Consider the following 14829-nt stretch of genomic DNA (forward strand, 5'->3'; position numbering starts at 1 on the left):
ACTGGACTGGAAAACCCCCTCAAGTTGAGGGATCGGGGGCCGATAGTGGGTCATGCCGCAGCTCAAAACCCGCTCCACCAGCCTGCCTGTCGCCCTGCTGACCGCGGGTTGGCTGCTCTCGCCCGCGGTTGGCATGAGCGAGAGCGCACTGGGGGTCTCGTCAAACCCCGCCAGCGCAGCGCTGGACTTCCGCATCATCATTCCACCGGTGATGCAACTGCTCGAGAACTGCCACCCTGCAAGGCTCGACCTGCCCACCAGCGGCGCCTTCAGCGCTCAGCAGAAGCTGGTGGTGGTCTCCAACATGAAGCGTGGCTTCTGTGTGTCCATGCGCGTGAACGCACCGCAGGTGGATGGATGGCGCCTGCAAGCCGCGCAGCACGGCGGCATCACCCTGCTGGAGGTGGCCGATGGCTACCGCCTTTGCACGGCGCGGCCGGGTCGGTACACGCTGCTGTTGCAGCACGAGTTCGACGCCGCACCCGGTGAATCGCCCAAGGCGATGGCCTGGCCGGTCCAGACCGACATCACGGCGCTCTGAGCGTCAACGCGCCATTTCTCGCGGGAGCAGCGCCCACATCTGCAGAGGCTGTTTGAGCGCAGCCGCCACGGTGTAGGCCTCGTCGGTCCAGCTGCCCCAGCCGGTGAACAGATCGGCTCGCACCGCGCCCACGATGGCACCGCCCGTGTCCTGCGCCATCACCAGCTTCTGCTGATTCAGGGTGACACCCTGCGTGGCCAGCCACACTGGCGTGCCGTAAGGAATGCTCTGCGGGTCCACTGCGATCGAGCGCCCTGGCGTAAGCGGCACGCCCTGCGCGCCGCGCGGGCCGAAGCGCGCATCCAGCTCGCTCAGCGCTTCTTCGCGGAAAAACACCGTGCGCGGGTTGCTCCAGAGCATCTCGTTGAGCCGGCGCGGGTTCTGCGCCGCCCAGGTCTTGATGGCGTCCCACGAGGCTTCGCGAATGGCGCGCTGGTCGAGCAGCCAGCGGCCCACGCTTTGATAGGGGTGGCCGTTGTGGGCCGCGTAGGCCACGCGCACCTGTCGCATCTGGCCGTTGTTCTCCACCAGGTTGAGCCGGCCCGAGCCCTGGATCTGCAGGATGAGCGCGTCGATGGGGTCGGCCAGCCAGGCGATGGCACGGCCCTGGAGCGCGGCCTGCGCAGCGGGCAGGGTGTCGATGTCCTGGCGGCTGTACCACGGCTGGTCGGGCCGCAGGCCGGGCGGCGGGCCATACAGCGGCGTGCGGTGCTGCTCGGTGCGCACGCGGCTGGCGTTCATGATGGGTTCGTAGTACCCGGTAAGCAGGCCGGGCGGCTCGCTGCCGTCGATCTCGGTGACGCGGTAAGGCAGGAAACGGCGCGTCACCCAGGCCTGCTGCTCGGCGGGCGTGGCAATGGCGAGCTGGCGCACCTCGCGGCAGGGCATGGCCTGGCCCGGCGCGGGCCGCTCGCAGCCGCGCACCCAGGCGTTCCACACCTCGTGCAGGCTGTCCTGCCCCCAACCGGGCAGCTCGCTCCAGCGCACCGGCGTCCAGCGGCTTTTCGCGCGCTGGATCGGCGCAGGCAGGACGCTGTCGTCCGGCGCGGTGACCACACCGGGCGCGATCGGCACCGGCACGGGTTGCCGATCGGGCCGCACGCCAACCGAGCACGAGACGATGCTTCCTACAATGAGCACTCCCAGGCCCAGGCGTGCCACCCACCTTCCGGCCGCGAGGCCGGACCATTCTTGATTTCGATCCATGACCTTGTTGTTGCTTGAAGCGCTGGGCGCGCTGGTGTTGCTGGTGTTCATCGTGTGGTGGACCATGTTTTCCGGGCGCAAGAAGGGCGAGCTGCCTGACGCGGCAGAAACTGAAAAGAAGCAGGCGAAGACGGGGCCTTCCCCAGACCAGCGCGACTGACCCGCCAACGCCTCATGACAGGCGCAGCACGTTGGCCAGTTCGACCGCGGACTTCACACCCATCTTGTCGAACACGCGCGAGCGGTGCACTTCCACCGTGCGCACGCTGATGTTGAGCTGGTCGGCCACCAGCTTGTTGGGCAGGCCGGCAATCACCAGGTCCATCACATCGCGCTCGCGCTCGGTGAGGCTTTCCAGCCGCTGCTGCAACTCGATCTGCGCACGCCGCTGGGCCAGCACCTGCGCCGACTGGTTCAACGCCTGCTCCACCCGGTCCACCAGTGCGTTGTCGGAAAACGGCTTCTCGCAAAAATCGAAAGCACCGCGCTTGACCGCGTCCACCGCCGTGGGCACGTCGGCATGGCCCGAGAGAAAGATCACCGGCGCGCAAGCCTGCCAGGGCAGGGTGAGAAAGCGCTCGAACAGCGCCAGCCCGCTCATACCGGGCATGCGCACATCCAGCATCACACAACACGGCGCGCTCGGCGCTTCGCGCCACACCGAGGCCGAGTCCACAAAGGCCTCTGCGCTGTCGTAACCTTCGCTCAACAGGCGCCGCGTGCGCAGCAACCAGGCCAGGGCCTCACGCACGCCCACATCGTCATCGACGAGGTAGATCTTGGCGTCGGGGTGCTGGGTCATGGGGCGGATGATAAGTGGGCCGCTGGCAGCGTGAACCGGAACACCGTCCCCCTCGGTTCCGCATCCTCATGCGTCAGCGCACCGCCGTGCTGCTCGATCACCGTGCGGCACAAACTCAAGCCCAGCCCCATGCCTTCGGCGCGCGTGGTGAAGAAGGGGGTGAACAGTTTTTCCTGCACTTCGCTGCTCAGGCCCTGGCCGTGGTCGGTCACGGCAAAGTTGACCCAGCTCTTGCGGGGTTCGCCGCCGGGTGCCAGACCGGCATGGGCGCGGGGCTGGCCCACCATCAGACTCAGCACGCGCAGGCCGGAGGAAAAGGATGGATTGTCGAAAGGCATGGCCTGCATGCCGTTGCGGGCCAGGTTGAGCAGCACTTGCTCGACCATGGTGCGGTCGCACAGCACGGCGGGGCAGCCGGGGGACACGTCAATATGAAGGCGGATGCCCTGCTTCTTGGCCTGCAGCGCCAGCAAGGGCTGAATGGCGTCGATCAGGCTTTGCGGGGTGACGGCTTCGCGCACCTGTTCGCGGCGGCGGACGAAGTCGGCCACGCTCTTGATGACGCGGCCGGCACGCTCGGCCTGTTCGCCGATGCGGCGCATGGCCTGCAGCAGGTCGGCCTGGTGGAGCGTGCCGGGGGGTTCTTCGAGCAGGTTCAGCGTGCCACTGGCGTAGCTGGAAATCGCTGCCAGCGGCTGGTTGAGTTCGTGGCTGAGGAGCGATGCCATTTCGCCCACGGTGGCCAGGCGCGCGGTGGCCTGCAGGCGCTCTTGCGATGTGCGGTTGAGGTCTTCCACGCGGCGCTGTTCCGTCAAATCCAGAATGGCGCTCATGAAACCGGTCTGGTTGCCTTGCGCATCGATCAGCGGGGCTTCGATGATGAGCACGGGAAAGCGCGCGCCATCGCTGCGCTGGAACACGGATTCGTAGCCTTCGCGCGGCAGGATGCGCCCGGCCAGGCGCACGGCCTGGCGCTGCTGGTATTCGTCGGCCAGTTCAGGCGGCCACCAGGGTGCTGGCAGGCCGGTGCCGATGAGCTGTTCGGCGGGCAGGCCGACCATCTGGCAGAAGGCGGGATTCACGTAGGTGATGCGCCCTTCCATGTCGCGCGCCCTCAGGCCGGTGACGAGTGAATCCTCCATGGCCTTGCGAAAGGCCAGCGCCTCGGCCACGTCGAGTTCGGCGCGCTGGCGCAGACGGATGTCGCGCCCGAGCAGGAACAGCACAACGAGCAGCGCGAGCGCGAGCGCCCCCACCACGGCGGTGAGCACGTTGGGAAACAGACCTCCGGCCTGGCGCGGCGCCTGCAGTTGCAGGATGAGCGTGTGCCCGGGCATGTCGAGCACGGTGCGGGCAGTGAGCGTGCGCCGGGGGCCGGGCACCATGCTGTGCAGGGCCAGGCGTGTGCCGTCGGCCTCGTTGAAGGACAGACCACGCCCACGCAGCGAGGCCTGGTTGGTCAGCTCGGCCAGGATGCCAGGCAGGGAGTAGGTGACGACGAGAAAGCCGTCGGGTTCGGCCGAGCGCGAGACCGGCAGGCACATTTCGATGAGTTCGAGCCCCTGGCCACCGAGCATGGGCCAGAAGTAGCTACTGGAATAAGAAGGGCCGGAGATGCGGCGCGCGTTGTCACAGGCCAGGCTGACTTCCGCGGGCAGGCTGGTGCGGCGCAACATGCCGTAGAGATCGGCCAGGTAGGGCGTGTCGCGGTAGGCCAGCAGGCGCAGATTCTTGTTCCGCCATTCGATGCGAGCCATTTCGCGGTGCCGCGCGAGCAGCTCGGCCGCGGGCGTGTCCCAGCTGTCCACCGTGGGCGCCACGCTGTGCAGCGATTGCAGCGTCTGCACGTTGCGCACCAGCCCACTGCGGATGTCGCTCACCAGCGTGGCGGCTTCCTGCTCCAGCGCGGTCTGGTCGCGCCCTTCTTCGTATTCCGTGGCCAGGAACACCAGCACACCCAGCAGCACCAGCACCAGCAGCAGCAGGGCGCCCCACAGCAACCAGCGGCGCGAACGCAGAGCCTGGCGCCAACGCGAGGGCCCCATGATCGGCACGGTCAGAGGCGGCGGTGCTGCAGCGAGGGCAGTTGTTCGCGCACGCCGCGCAAGCGTTCGATGTCGAGGTCGGCCAGCACCAGGCCCGGGCCTTCGGCGTGCAGGGCCATCACCTCACCCCAGGGGTTGATGATCATCGTGTGACCCCAGGTGCGCCGGCCGTTCTCGTGCAGGCCACCTTGCGCACTGGCAATCACGTAGGCCTGGTTCTCGATGGCGCGCGCGCGCAGCAGCACTTCCCAGTGGGCCTGGCCGGTGGTGTGGGTGAACGCCGCGGGCACGAGCAGGATGTCGGCCGCGAGCATGCGGTAGAGCTCGCCGAAACGCAGGTCGTAGCACACGGTCTGGCCGATGCGCCAGTCCTGCCCGCTGCGGTCGCGGCATTCGAACACGGTGGGCGTGTCGCCGGCGCGCAGCACGGTGGCTTCGTCGTAATGTTCGCGGCCGTTGTCGAAGCGGAAGAGGTGGATCTTGTCGTAGCGGCTGGCGCATTCGCCGCGCGGGTTGTAGGCCAGGCAGGCGTTGGCGGCGTGCGTGGGGTCTTCGGTGGCCATGGGCAGAGTGCCGCCGACGATCCACATCTTGAGGTCGCGCGCAGCATCCGAAAGAAAGTCCTGCACCTTGCCCAACCCGGGCGTTTCGGCCAGCAGGAGCTTGTCCTCGTCCTTCACGCCCATGAAGCAGAAATATTCGGGCAGCACGGCGAGTTCGGCACCGGCGCTTGCGGCCTGGCGCAGCAGGCGCAGGGCTTCGCTGAGGTTGACGTCCAGGCTGATGCCCGAAACCATCTGGATCGACGCGACTTTCATGCGGGACCTTTCAAGGGATTTGCGAGCTTACTGCACTGTGCCTCTGGCGGGGTCGCGAACGGGGGCAGGGCGCTCCACCTTCTCCACCTGCGGATCGGCCCAGCCGCCGGTGATGTGGAACTGCTGGGTGGTGGCGCTTTGCAGCGGCTGGCGCAACAGGAACTGGGCCAGGAAAGTGCCCAGGCCGATGGCGGGGTTGATGGCGGTGGCAATGAGCGAGGCGGTGCCGGCGTTGATTTCGGGCACCACCACCACCTTCAGGTCCTGCTGCTCGCGCGCGATGTCGGCGCTGCCTTCCATCAGCACGGCCGCGTTCACGCCCTTCATCTGGAGGTTGTTGGTGGACAGCACGCCCTGTTCGATGCGCGCGTCGCCGCGCACGAAGTCGAATGCAAATCCCTCGGAGAAGACGTCGCGGAAATCGAGCGCGAGCCGGCGCGGCAAGGCTTGCAGGCTGAGCACGCCCAGCAGGCGCCCGGCGCCGGGTTCCACCTGCAGGAACTGGCCGCGCTCGAAGTCGGCACGCAACTGGCCGGAGAGGCTGGGGTAGTCGATGGAGAGCGGCGAACCGATCCAGCCGATACTGCCCTCGATGCGGCCCTTGCCACCGCGCACCGCGCCTTCACGGCCGAAGCGCTTGAGCAGTTCGCCAGAATCGTCCACGTCCAGGGTGAAGGTGAGCGCCGTGCGGCGCGGGTTGGCTGCGCCGCTGTCACCGCCCAGCGCGGCCCAGTTGCCGGTGGCGTTCAGGCGCGCCTCGGGCACGCCCAGGCGCAGCTTGTTCAGGCGCCATTCGGCCGCACGCGTGGGCCCGCCGCGGTTGACGGCCTCGATCTCGGCGCGCCCCAGGTTGCGACCTGCCATGGTGAAGTCGTTGACGGCAATGTCCAGCGCGGGCACGCTCGTGGGCTGGGTGAGCAGTTGTTCGACATCGGTGGTTGCCGATGGCGCGAGCGTGAGCCGCGCGAGCCGGGCGTACACGCTGCCGATCGCGCCGCTGGGCAACTGGCGAACTTCCACATAGCCATTGAGTTCGTCGGCATCGATGTTGGCGCGCCACTGGCTGCCCTCGCGCGAACCTCCCACCACCAGGCGGTTGAAGGTCCGGCCCTCCACCGTGAGGCGGTTGGCGCGCACGGCCATGGTGGTGGGCAGGTAGCCCAGGCTGGTGCCGGCAGCACCCGCGCGCGGGGTGGCAGGCGCGGCGCCCCGCACCTCCACGCCGGTGGCCGACGCGAACACGCGCTCCCAGGCATCCACATCGATGCGATCCAGTTGCACGTTGGCGCTCACGCCCTCGCCGGGCAGGGGCGCCTCGTCGGCATTCACGCCCACCGCAATGCCGCCACGCAGCACCCGGGGTTCGCTGCCACTCAGGTCGCGTTCGTACTGCACGGCGAGCACGGGCGCAAGCGCCGTGCCAAGCTGGATCGCCAGCTGGTCGGTGCGCGCGGTCTCGCCGGTCATCTCCAGCACGGTGTTCTCGTAGCGCAGCGGCAGGCTGGCCTCGGCCGTCTTGGCCAGGGGCGCGGGCAGATTCAAGGCCATGCCCTGCAGGCTGCTGGTCACCTGCACCTCGGGCTGGCCGCCCTTGAAACCGAGTTGCAACGTGTAGCTGGTGCTCCCGCTGGCGTTCTGGAACAGGCGCGAGACCACGCCCAGCCCGGCGTCGCGCAGGCCTTCGGCGCGGGCCTCGCCCTGGCCCCGGAACTGCACGCGGGACACACCGGAAGCGTCGGGCCGCATGCCGCCTTCGAAACGCACCTCGCCACCCAGCATGCGGGCCTGCGCCGAGCGCACGGTGAAGCCTTTCTCGGTGAAGGCCAGCGTGCCGCTGGCGCGCCCGAGCAGGGGCGACTCCGGCGTCACCTGCACGTCGTTGCCGTCGAACTGCACGGTGCCGCTGACCTCGGTGGACCTGGCGTCGTGCAGCGGCAGCTTGAGGCCGAACCCGAGTTGCGCGGCGCCACCGATGCGCGCACGCGCCAGCGCCTGGCTGGTCATGGCATTGACTGGCGAGCGCTGCACGAAGCCCAGCAGTTCGGGCGCCGGCCCCTGCGCACGCGCGTTGACCACCAGCACCGAGTCGCCCTTGAGGTCGGCAATACCCACCTCGCCCTGGCTCAGGCGCAAGCCCGGCGCCCCTGCCATACCTGCCTCTGCGACGGTCACCTTGAAACTGTTGCGGTCGAGCACCAGATCGCCCGCCACGTTGCGCAGGCCGGGCCAGGGCGCGTCACCGATCGATTGCAGGAAGGTGGGCACGTAGTCCATGTCCACGTCCTGCAGGCGGGCCGAGATGCGGAATTCACCCTGGTCGCCCGGGTCCTCGAACGGCACTTCGGCCACCTCGCCGCGCACGCGGAAATCGACCCGGTTCGATGCACCACCGATCACCGCCTCGCGCACGTAGCGCCGTGCCTCTGCAGGCACCGTGAGCGGCAGGTAGCGGTGCACGCGGGTGGCCTCGGCGCGGGTGAGCGTGGCGGTGAGATCCAGCACGCCGGGAAAGCGCTTGCCTGGCCCATCACCGGTGTGCCAGCTCGCCTTGCCCGTGCCCTCGGCATCGGCGTTGCTCAGCTGGACGTTGTCGAGCTGCGCCTCGATGCGTTCGCCCTGGATGCGCCAGCTCGCGTCGGCCTGCAGGCGATCCAGCGGCAGGCGAACCTCTTCGAACACATCGGGCAGTTCGAGCGCGCCGTCGCTCACGCTGATGTGAGCACGGCCGCCCTGATCGGTGAAATCGAAGTCCACCGTGGCGCCGCTGATGCCGGGCCGTCCAGGCAGCGGGTAGCGTCCGGAGGCCGACATGCGCCCGCTGGCCTGGCCCGAGAGCGCCAGCCCCAACACCCGCCCGCTGGCCTTGTAGCTGCCGTTGGCCAGGTCCAGGCCCCCTTCGGCGGCAAGCGACGCACCGGCGCGCCCTTGCCAGCGCGCATTCAGGCCATTGACCTGGCCGGCCGGACGCAGCTGTTCGATGAGCCCATGGCTGGGCGCAGGCAATGGCAGACGGCTGGCGATGGACGCAAGCGCGGCCAGGTCGAATCGCTGGGCATGGAGCTCCAGGCTGGCACCTCGACCCTGGCGTGCCACCGTGTGCGCCAGACGCAGGCTGGCGGCGGGCCAGTTCACGCCCTCGGCGGTGCGAAAAGCCAGGTTCTCGGTGGACAGCTGGTAGCCGTCGCTGGACCACGCGGCGGCCAGCCTGCCTTGCAGGTCGTCGATGGCGAGCACCGGCAGTTGCGGGCCCAGTTGCGCCTGCACGCCCTGCAGCGAGAGGTCGGCCGTGACGCCGGCCACCTGGCCCTGAGCCACATTGGCCCAGGCGCGCAGCGCCCCCCGGCCCGCGCGCACCTCCACGCCCCAGTCCGACAGGTCCACATAGGCGCGCAGGCGCTCCACGTCCACGCGCGTGAAGTCGGCGAACACCTCGCCGCTCCAGCGGTGCCAGGGGTTCTCGCCTTGCGAGCCCCGGCGATCCAGATCGAGGAGGGGTTCGCGCAGGCGCCCGCGCAGGCTCAAGCGCTCGCCCCAGGCCGGCGGCGGCGTGGCATCGACGCGGAACTGGTGGGTGAGCGCGGTGTTGCGCGCCACGAGGTCCAGCTTCTCCAGCGCCAGCGCGGGTTGACCACGCAGATCGTCGGTCCAGCGCAGCGTGCCACCCTGGATGACGAATTCGCTCTGGGAGAAGAACCAGTCGGCAGCCCGGGTGTTGCCCTCGCCCGGCCCGGCGAGATCCAGCCCGGCGACCTCGATGCGGCCCTGCGCGGTGCGCCGCACATCCAGCACAGGCCGCTCGATCACGATCTGCTCGAAGCCACCGCGCCAGAGCGAGCGCGCCGAGAGCGAGGTGCGGATGAGCGGCAACTGAAGCGCCACGCGACCTTGCGAATCAATGAGCTGCACATCGCGCAGCTCGAAGGAAGGCATCAGCGCGGGGAGCCAGGACCGGCCCTGGTCCTGGCCGTCGGCGCGGATTTCGCCCACCCGGACCGGAACACCCACCGCCGAGCTGGCCCACCTTTCCAGGTCGGGACGCCATTCGCCGATTCGGGGCACAATCCACGCGTGCAGGCCGAACCAGGTCAGCGCAAACAGGCTCCAGCCCGCCAGAACCAGCCACAACATGAGCCGCGTTGCGAACGAAAGTGTCTTGAGGGTTCGCGTGGCAACAGCGATGGGAGCCGGTCTTTGATTCATGTCCACCGCAAATTATGACGGCCAGCCATTCCACGGGTTCCTCAGCGGGAGTTTCCGGTTTGTCATCAAATGTGAACGCCTGCCCGCCGTTGACGCCCGCCGATCGCCAGGCCGATCGCTCGCGCTTCGTTCAGCGCATCCGGCGCCGTTACCCCGATGAACTGAGCTGCCTGCCACCGGGCGAACCGGTGCACGCCAGCATGCAGGTCTGCCTGAGCAGGCTGGTCGAACGCGGTCAGCCCCTGCCTGCGGCTCTGCGGGTGCTGCGCCAGCTCGTGCTGGAACGCCTGGTGGTACTTGATTGCGAGCAGGGCGCGCCGCTCGCGGTGGTCACGCGCGCAGTGACCGAACTGGCCGAACTCGCGCTCGACGCTGCCTGCACTCTCGCCTTTGCCGATCTCGACGAACTCCATGGCGCACCCATGTGCATGGGCACCGACGGCCAGCCTCGTCGCGCCCAGCTGTGGGTCATCGGGATGGGCAAGCTCGGTGCGCGCGAGCTCAATGTGTCGAGCGACATCGACCTGATCTACGTGTACGACCAGGACGGCGAAACCGCCGGCAATGCGCAGGGCCGCAACCGCATCAGCAACCACGAGTACTTCGGCAAGGCGGTCAAGCACATCTACAACACCGTGGGCGAGACCACCGAGCACGGCAACGTGTTCCGTGTCGATCTGGCGCTGCGGCCCAACGGCAATTCCGGCCCCAGCGCCGTCTCGCTCGGCGCGCTGGAAGAGTATTTCCTGGTGCAGGGCCGCGAGTGGGAGCGCTTTGCCTGGCTCAAGAGCCGCGTGATCGCACCGGCGGCCTGCTTGCGCGATGGCAGCGCGCAGGCGCTGCGCGGCACGGTGCTGCCCTTTGTGTTCCGCCGATACCTGGACTACGGCGTGTTCGAGGCGCTGCGCAACCTGCACCGCCAGATCCGCGATCACGCCGCCAAGCGCGCTGCCGGCAACCCGGGTCGCTCCAACGACGTCAAGCTCTCGCGCGGCGGCATCCGCGAGATCGAATTCACCGTGCAATTGCTGCAGGTGGTGCGGGGTGGCCAGTTCCCCGAACTGCGCACGCGCCCCACGCTCGATGCCCTGCAGCGGCTCTGCAAAGCCGGCCTGATGCCGCAGGCCACGGCCGACGCACTGGCGCAGGCCTACGAATTCCTGCGCCGCGTGGAGCACCGCATCCAGTACCTGGACGACCAGCAGACCCACGTGATGCCCACGCAGGACGACGACCTGGCCTGGCTTGCCGCCACGCTGGGCTACCCCGACGTGTGCGCCTTCCTCCATGCGCTTGATGCCCACCGCGAACTGGTGGCGCAAGAGTTCGATACCCTGCTGGGCGGCCCCACCAACGGCGGCTGCAGTGGCAAGGGTTGCAACGGCAAGAACGGCGCGGCCGCTCGCAGTTCAGCCGACGACCTGCAGAGCGTGCTCACGCAATTGCCACCCGCCTTTGCGGCCAAGGTGGGCCAGTGGTGCGAACACCCACGTGTGCTCGCGCTCCGCGAAGACACGCGGTCCCGGCTGGTGCGTCTGGTGCAACGCACCGGCGCCTGGCTCGACGAAGGCCGCGTGAGCGAAGAAGCGGCGCTGCGCATGGCCGACTGGATCGAACCCCTGCTGCGCCGCGAGAGCTACCTGGCGCTGCTGCAGGAACGCCCCTCCGTGCACGAGCGCCTGGTGCGCTTGCTGGGCGCGGCCAAGTGGCCGGCTCGCTACCTGCTCAAACACCCCGGCGTGATCGACGAACTCGCCAGTCAGCAATTGCTGACCGATCGCTTCGACGCAGCGCAGTTCGAGGCCGAGCTGGAAGCCCGCCGCGCTGCGCTGCACTCCACCGGCGAGGACGACGAGGAAGCCCTGCTCAACCTGCTGCGCCGCGCGCACCACGCCGAGTTGTTCCGCACGCTGGCGCGCGACGTGGAAAAGGTGCTCACCGTGGAGCAGGTGGCCGACGACCTCTCGGCCCTGGCCGACTCGGTGCTGCGCACAACGGCGCGGTGGTGCTGGGCACGCCTGAAGAACCGCCACCGCGACGAGCCCAGCTTCGCCATCATCGGCTACGGCAAGCTCGGCGGCAAGGAACTCGGCTACGGCAGCGACCTGGACATCGTGTTCGTCTACGAGGACGAGCACGAGAACGCGTCCGAGATCTACGCCGCCTTCGTGCGCAAGATGATCAACTGGCTGACCGTGAAGACCAGCGAAGGTGATCTGTTCGAGATCGACACCGCCCTGCGGCCCAACGGCAATTCGGGCCTGCTGGTGACCAGCTTCAACGCCTACGCCAACTACCAGCAGCAGCGCGGCAGCAACACCGCCTGGACCTGGGAGCACCAGGCCATGACGCGCGCGCGCTTCGTGCTGGGCGGCATTTCACTGGCCGGCCGTTTCGACGCCATCCGCGAAGCCGTCATCACCGCCCCACGCGATGCGAAGTCGCTGGCCGCCGAGATCGTGGCGATGCGCGCCAAGGTGCGCACGGCCCACCCGGTACGAGGCGAGCAGTTCGACGTGAAGCACAGCCCCGGCGGCATGGTCGATGTGGAGTTCGCCGTGCAGTACCTGGTGCTGCTGCATTCGCACGCGCACCCCGAGCTGCGCGCCAACACCGGCAACATCAACCTGCTGCGCCGCGCGGAGCAGGCCGGCCTGCTCGAACCCGGCATGGGTGAGGCGGCGGCGCGCGCCTACCGCGAGCTGCGCCAGATTCAGCACCGCGCGCGCCTGGACGAGGCGCCCACCCAGGTGGAGCCGGCGCGGGTGGAAACCGCCGCTGCCGCCGTGCTCTCGCTGTGGCAGCACGTGCTGGGTCGTACGCAAGCCAACGCCACCATGGCATGAACCGCTCGCGCGCCTGGCTGGTGGTGTGCTGCGTGCACGGTGTGGCCAGCATGCTGCTCTGGTGGGCACAAGCCGGCGCTGTGGAAGCGCTCACCTGGCGCGCCGACCATTGGGCGGAGCGTCCCTGGACACTCTGGACCAGCGCATGGGTGCACCTCAACACCCCGCATCTGATCGGAAACCAGCTCGCGCTCGGCGCGCTGACCGCCTTCGCCTGGGTGATCCGGCCGAGCCTGCGCTGTGCCATGGCCTGGCTGACGGCCTGGCCGCTGACCCAGTTCACCCTGCTGCTGTGGCCACAGATCGGCTACGCGGTAGGCCTTTCCGGACTGCTGCACGCGGGCGCCATGGTGCTCGCGGTGCAGCTCATGTTCAAACGCATTCCCATTCGCAAGGCCCGGCGCTGGGGCGCGCTGCTGGCGCTCGGTGTGCTCACGAAGATCCTGCTGGAGCGCGGCTGGCAGTACCCGGTGGTCTGGGACCGGGCGAATGACATGTCGGTGGTGCAGGCCGCCCACGTCAGCGGCGTGGCGTGGGGCCTGCTGCTGGGCCTGTTGGTGGCCTTGTGGCCGGGCTGGTCGGCCGACGGCGGCTCAGGTGGCCTGGGGTGAGGGCGTAGCCACGGCCAGCGACTTGCGGAAACGGTTGAGTTCCTGAACCGTCTTGAAGCTCTGGTCCATGAGCAGGCTCATGTTGTGCAGGATGCGCTCGACCACGCGCGTTTCCCAGACCGCATCGAAATTGATCTGCCTGTCCAGCCAGTGCTCCAGCCATGCGGGGTCGGGCAGGCGGCTCTGGATGGTGTCATTGGGAAACAGCGTCTTGTTCACGTGCAGGTTGGTCGGGTGCAATGCCTGCGCCGTGCGCCGCGCGCTGGCCATGAGCACGCCCACCTTGGCAAAGGCCGAACGCGCCTCATCGCCGAACTTGCCGATGGCGCGCTTCATGTAGCGCAGGTAGGCACCACCGTGGCGCGCCTCGTCCTGGCTGAGCGTGCTGTAGATCTGCTTGATCACCGGCTCGGTGTGCCATTCGCTGGCGCGGCGGTACCAGTGGTTCAGCCGGATTTCGCCGCAGAAATGCAGCATCAGCGTTTCCAGCGGCGGGGCCGGGTCGAACTCGAAACGGATGTCGTGCAGTTCCTGTTCGGTGGGCACCAGTTCGGGACGGAAGCGGCGCAGGTACTCCATCAGCACCAGCGAGTGTTTCTGTTCCTCGAAGAACCAGATCGACATGAAGGCGGAGAAGTCGGAATCGTCGCGGTTGTCGCGCAGGAACATCTCGGTGGCCGGCAGCGCGGCCCACTCGGTGATGGCGTTCATCTTGATGGTCTGGGCCTGCTCGTCGGTGAGCGAAGCGGCCTCGAACTGGGCCCAGGGAATGTCCTTGTCCATGTCCCATCGCACGGATTCGAGTTGCTTGAAGAGTTCAGGATAGAGCATGCAGGTCTTTCAAAACTGCTCTCATTTTAAGCGTCACTCGAAAATCTGCTTAAAAATCATCGCGTTGCGCAGGGGCATGGGTTGCGAAGCCGGATCTCTAGCGCCACCGGTCCAGCGCACCGCCACGGCAGGCGGTCGATGCGATGAGAACATGAGACCTTCCCTGACGGCAGGCAGGCGCGACATGGTGAGTTTTCGAAACTCTGACTTGAATCCGGCGATGCGTTGCCTGCGTATCCCATTTCAGCAAGGAGCCGTCTTCATGAATGCAAAATTTTTCCCATGGCGTGCACTGGTGGTGGCATGGGTCTGTCTTGGCGCGACGGGCGCGGCGGTCGCCTCGGAAGCGACCTGCCCCAACCTCCTGCAGCACCGCTTCGACCGTCTGCAGGATGAAAAGCCGCAGTCGCTGTGTCAATACAGCGGCCGGGTCGTGCTGGTCGTGAACACGGCCAGCTTCTGTGGGTTCACCAGCCAGTACGAAGGCCTCGAAGCCTTGAACGCCAAGTACCAGGCACGGGGCTTGGTCGTGCTGGGGTTTCCGTCCAATGATTTCGGACGCCAGGAGCCTGGCAGCAATCAGGCGATCGCCGAGTTTTGCGAAAACACCTTCGGCGTGAAATTCCCGATGTTCAGCAAGACCAGCGTGGTCGGGCCCGGTACCAACCCGCTCTACCAGCAGCTCGCCGAGCGCACGGGCGAACGCCCGCAATGGAACTTCCACAAGTACCTCATCGCCCGCGATGGCAAGACGGTGCGCAGCTACGGCAGCCGCGTCGAACCCAAAGACCCTGGCCTCCTCAAGGACATTGAAAAGTTTCTATCGACTAAATAGTGACTGAACAGTCACAATAAAACCAAACGGTTTTCAAATCCCATGAACGCATCTTCGCCCTGCTTCCCACCGTCCGCGCCTGGCGTTGCGTCGC

Annotated in this window: 11 protein-coding genes; 5 read left to right on the top strand and 6 right to left on the bottom strand. The window is 67.7% G+C overall.

Annotation, left to right across the window (positions count from 1 at the left end):
- Positions 1-52: 52 nt before the first annotated feature.
- Positions 53-541, top strand: coding sequence for a hypothetical protein (locus ACTIF6_RS02575; protein WP_439586433.1), 489 nt, complete (start codon positions 53-55; stop codon positions 539-541).
- A gap of 3 nt (positions 542-544) precedes the next feature.
- On the opposite strand, the gene mltA is transcribed toward ACTIF6_RS02575, so the two are convergent.
- Positions 545-1813 (bottom strand): murein transglycosylase A, encoded by a 1269-nt coding sequence (gene mltA, locus ACTIF6_RS02580; RefSeq protein WP_439586434.1) that lies wholly within the window; start codon positions 1811-1813, stop codon positions 545-547.
- Here mltA and ACTIF6_RS02585 point away from each other — a divergent pair.
- The gene (locus tag ACTIF6_RS02585) at positions 1746-1907 is read left to right on the top strand and encodes a hypothetical protein (protein ID WP_439586435.1); all 162 of its coding nucleotides are present in this window, start codon (positions 1746-1748) and stop codon (positions 1905-1907) included. The genes mltA and ACTIF6_RS02585 overlap by 68 nt on opposite strands.
- Positions 1908-1919: 12 nt before the next feature.
- Here ACTIF6_RS02585 and ACTIF6_RS02590 read toward each other — a convergent pair whose 3' ends face one another.
- Genes ACTIF6_RS02590 through ACTIF6_RS02605 form a run of 4 tightly spaced genes read right to left on the bottom strand, consistent with a single transcriptional unit; the run spans position 1920 to position 9612 of the window.
- On the bottom strand, positions 1920-2549 hold the full coding sequence (locus ACTIF6_RS02590) for a response regulator transcription factor (RefSeq protein WP_439586436.1): 630 nt from the start codon (positions 2547-2549) through the stop codon (positions 1920-1922).
- Positions 2546-4594, bottom strand: a complete 2049-nt coding sequence (locus ACTIF6_RS02595; RefSeq protein WP_439586437.1) for a two-component system sensor histidine kinase NtrB — start codon at positions 4592-4594, stop codon at positions 2546-2548. The genes ACTIF6_RS02590 and ACTIF6_RS02595 overlap by 4 nt, the downstream gene beginning before the upstream one ends.
- Positions 4595-4605: 11 nt before the next feature.
- Positions 4606-5412: a carbon-nitrogen hydrolase family protein gene (locus tag ACTIF6_RS02600; protein WP_439586438.1), complete on the bottom strand. Its 807-nt coding sequence runs from the start codon at positions 5410-5412 to the stop codon at positions 4606-4608.
- Positions 5413-5439: 27 nt separating this feature from the next.
- Positions 5440-9612 (bottom strand): YhdP family protein, encoded by a 4173-nt coding sequence (locus ACTIF6_RS02605; protein ID WP_439586439.1) that lies wholly within the window; start codon positions 9610-9612, stop codon positions 5440-5442.
- Between the two features lie 14 nt (positions 9613-9626).
- Here ACTIF6_RS02605 and glnE point away from each other — a divergent pair, with 14 nt between their 5' ends.
- Positions 9627-12458 (top strand): bifunctional [glutamate--ammonia ligase]-adenylyl-L-tyrosine phosphorylase/[glutamate--ammonia-ligase] adenylyltransferase, encoded by a 2832-nt coding sequence (glnE, locus tag ACTIF6_RS02610; RefSeq protein ID WP_439586440.1) that lies wholly within the window; start codon positions 9627-9629, stop codon positions 12456-12458.
- Complete coding sequence (locus ACTIF6_RS02615) at positions 12455-13069, top strand: rhomboid family intramembrane serine protease (protein ID WP_439586441.1); 615 nt, start codon at positions 12455-12457, stop codon at positions 13067-13069. The genes glnE and ACTIF6_RS02615 overlap by 4 nt, the downstream gene beginning before the upstream one ends.
- On the opposite strand, the gene ACTIF6_RS02620 is transcribed toward ACTIF6_RS02615, so the two are convergent.
- Positions 13052-13900 carry a ferritin-like domain-containing protein gene (locus tag ACTIF6_RS02620; RefSeq protein WP_439586442.1) on the bottom strand — a complete coding sequence of 283 codons (849 nt, stop codon included), beginning with the start codon at positions 13898-13900 and terminating at the stop codon, positions 13052-13054. The genes ACTIF6_RS02615 and ACTIF6_RS02620 overlap by 18 nt on opposite strands.
- Here ACTIF6_RS02620 and ACTIF6_RS02625 point away from each other — a divergent pair.
- Positions 13899-14735, top strand: a complete 837-nt coding sequence (locus ACTIF6_RS02625; protein ID WP_439586443.1) for a glutathione peroxidase — start codon at positions 13899-13901, stop codon at positions 14733-14735. The genes ACTIF6_RS02620 and ACTIF6_RS02625 overlap by 2 nt on opposite strands.
- Positions 14736-14829 lie beyond the last annotated feature (94 nt).

Source organism: Hydrogenophaga sp. (genome assembly GCF_051860785.1).
In the GTDB taxonomy this organism is placed as follows: Bacteria; Pseudomonadota; Gammaproteobacteria; order Burkholderiales; family Burkholderiaceae_C; genus Hydrogenophaga.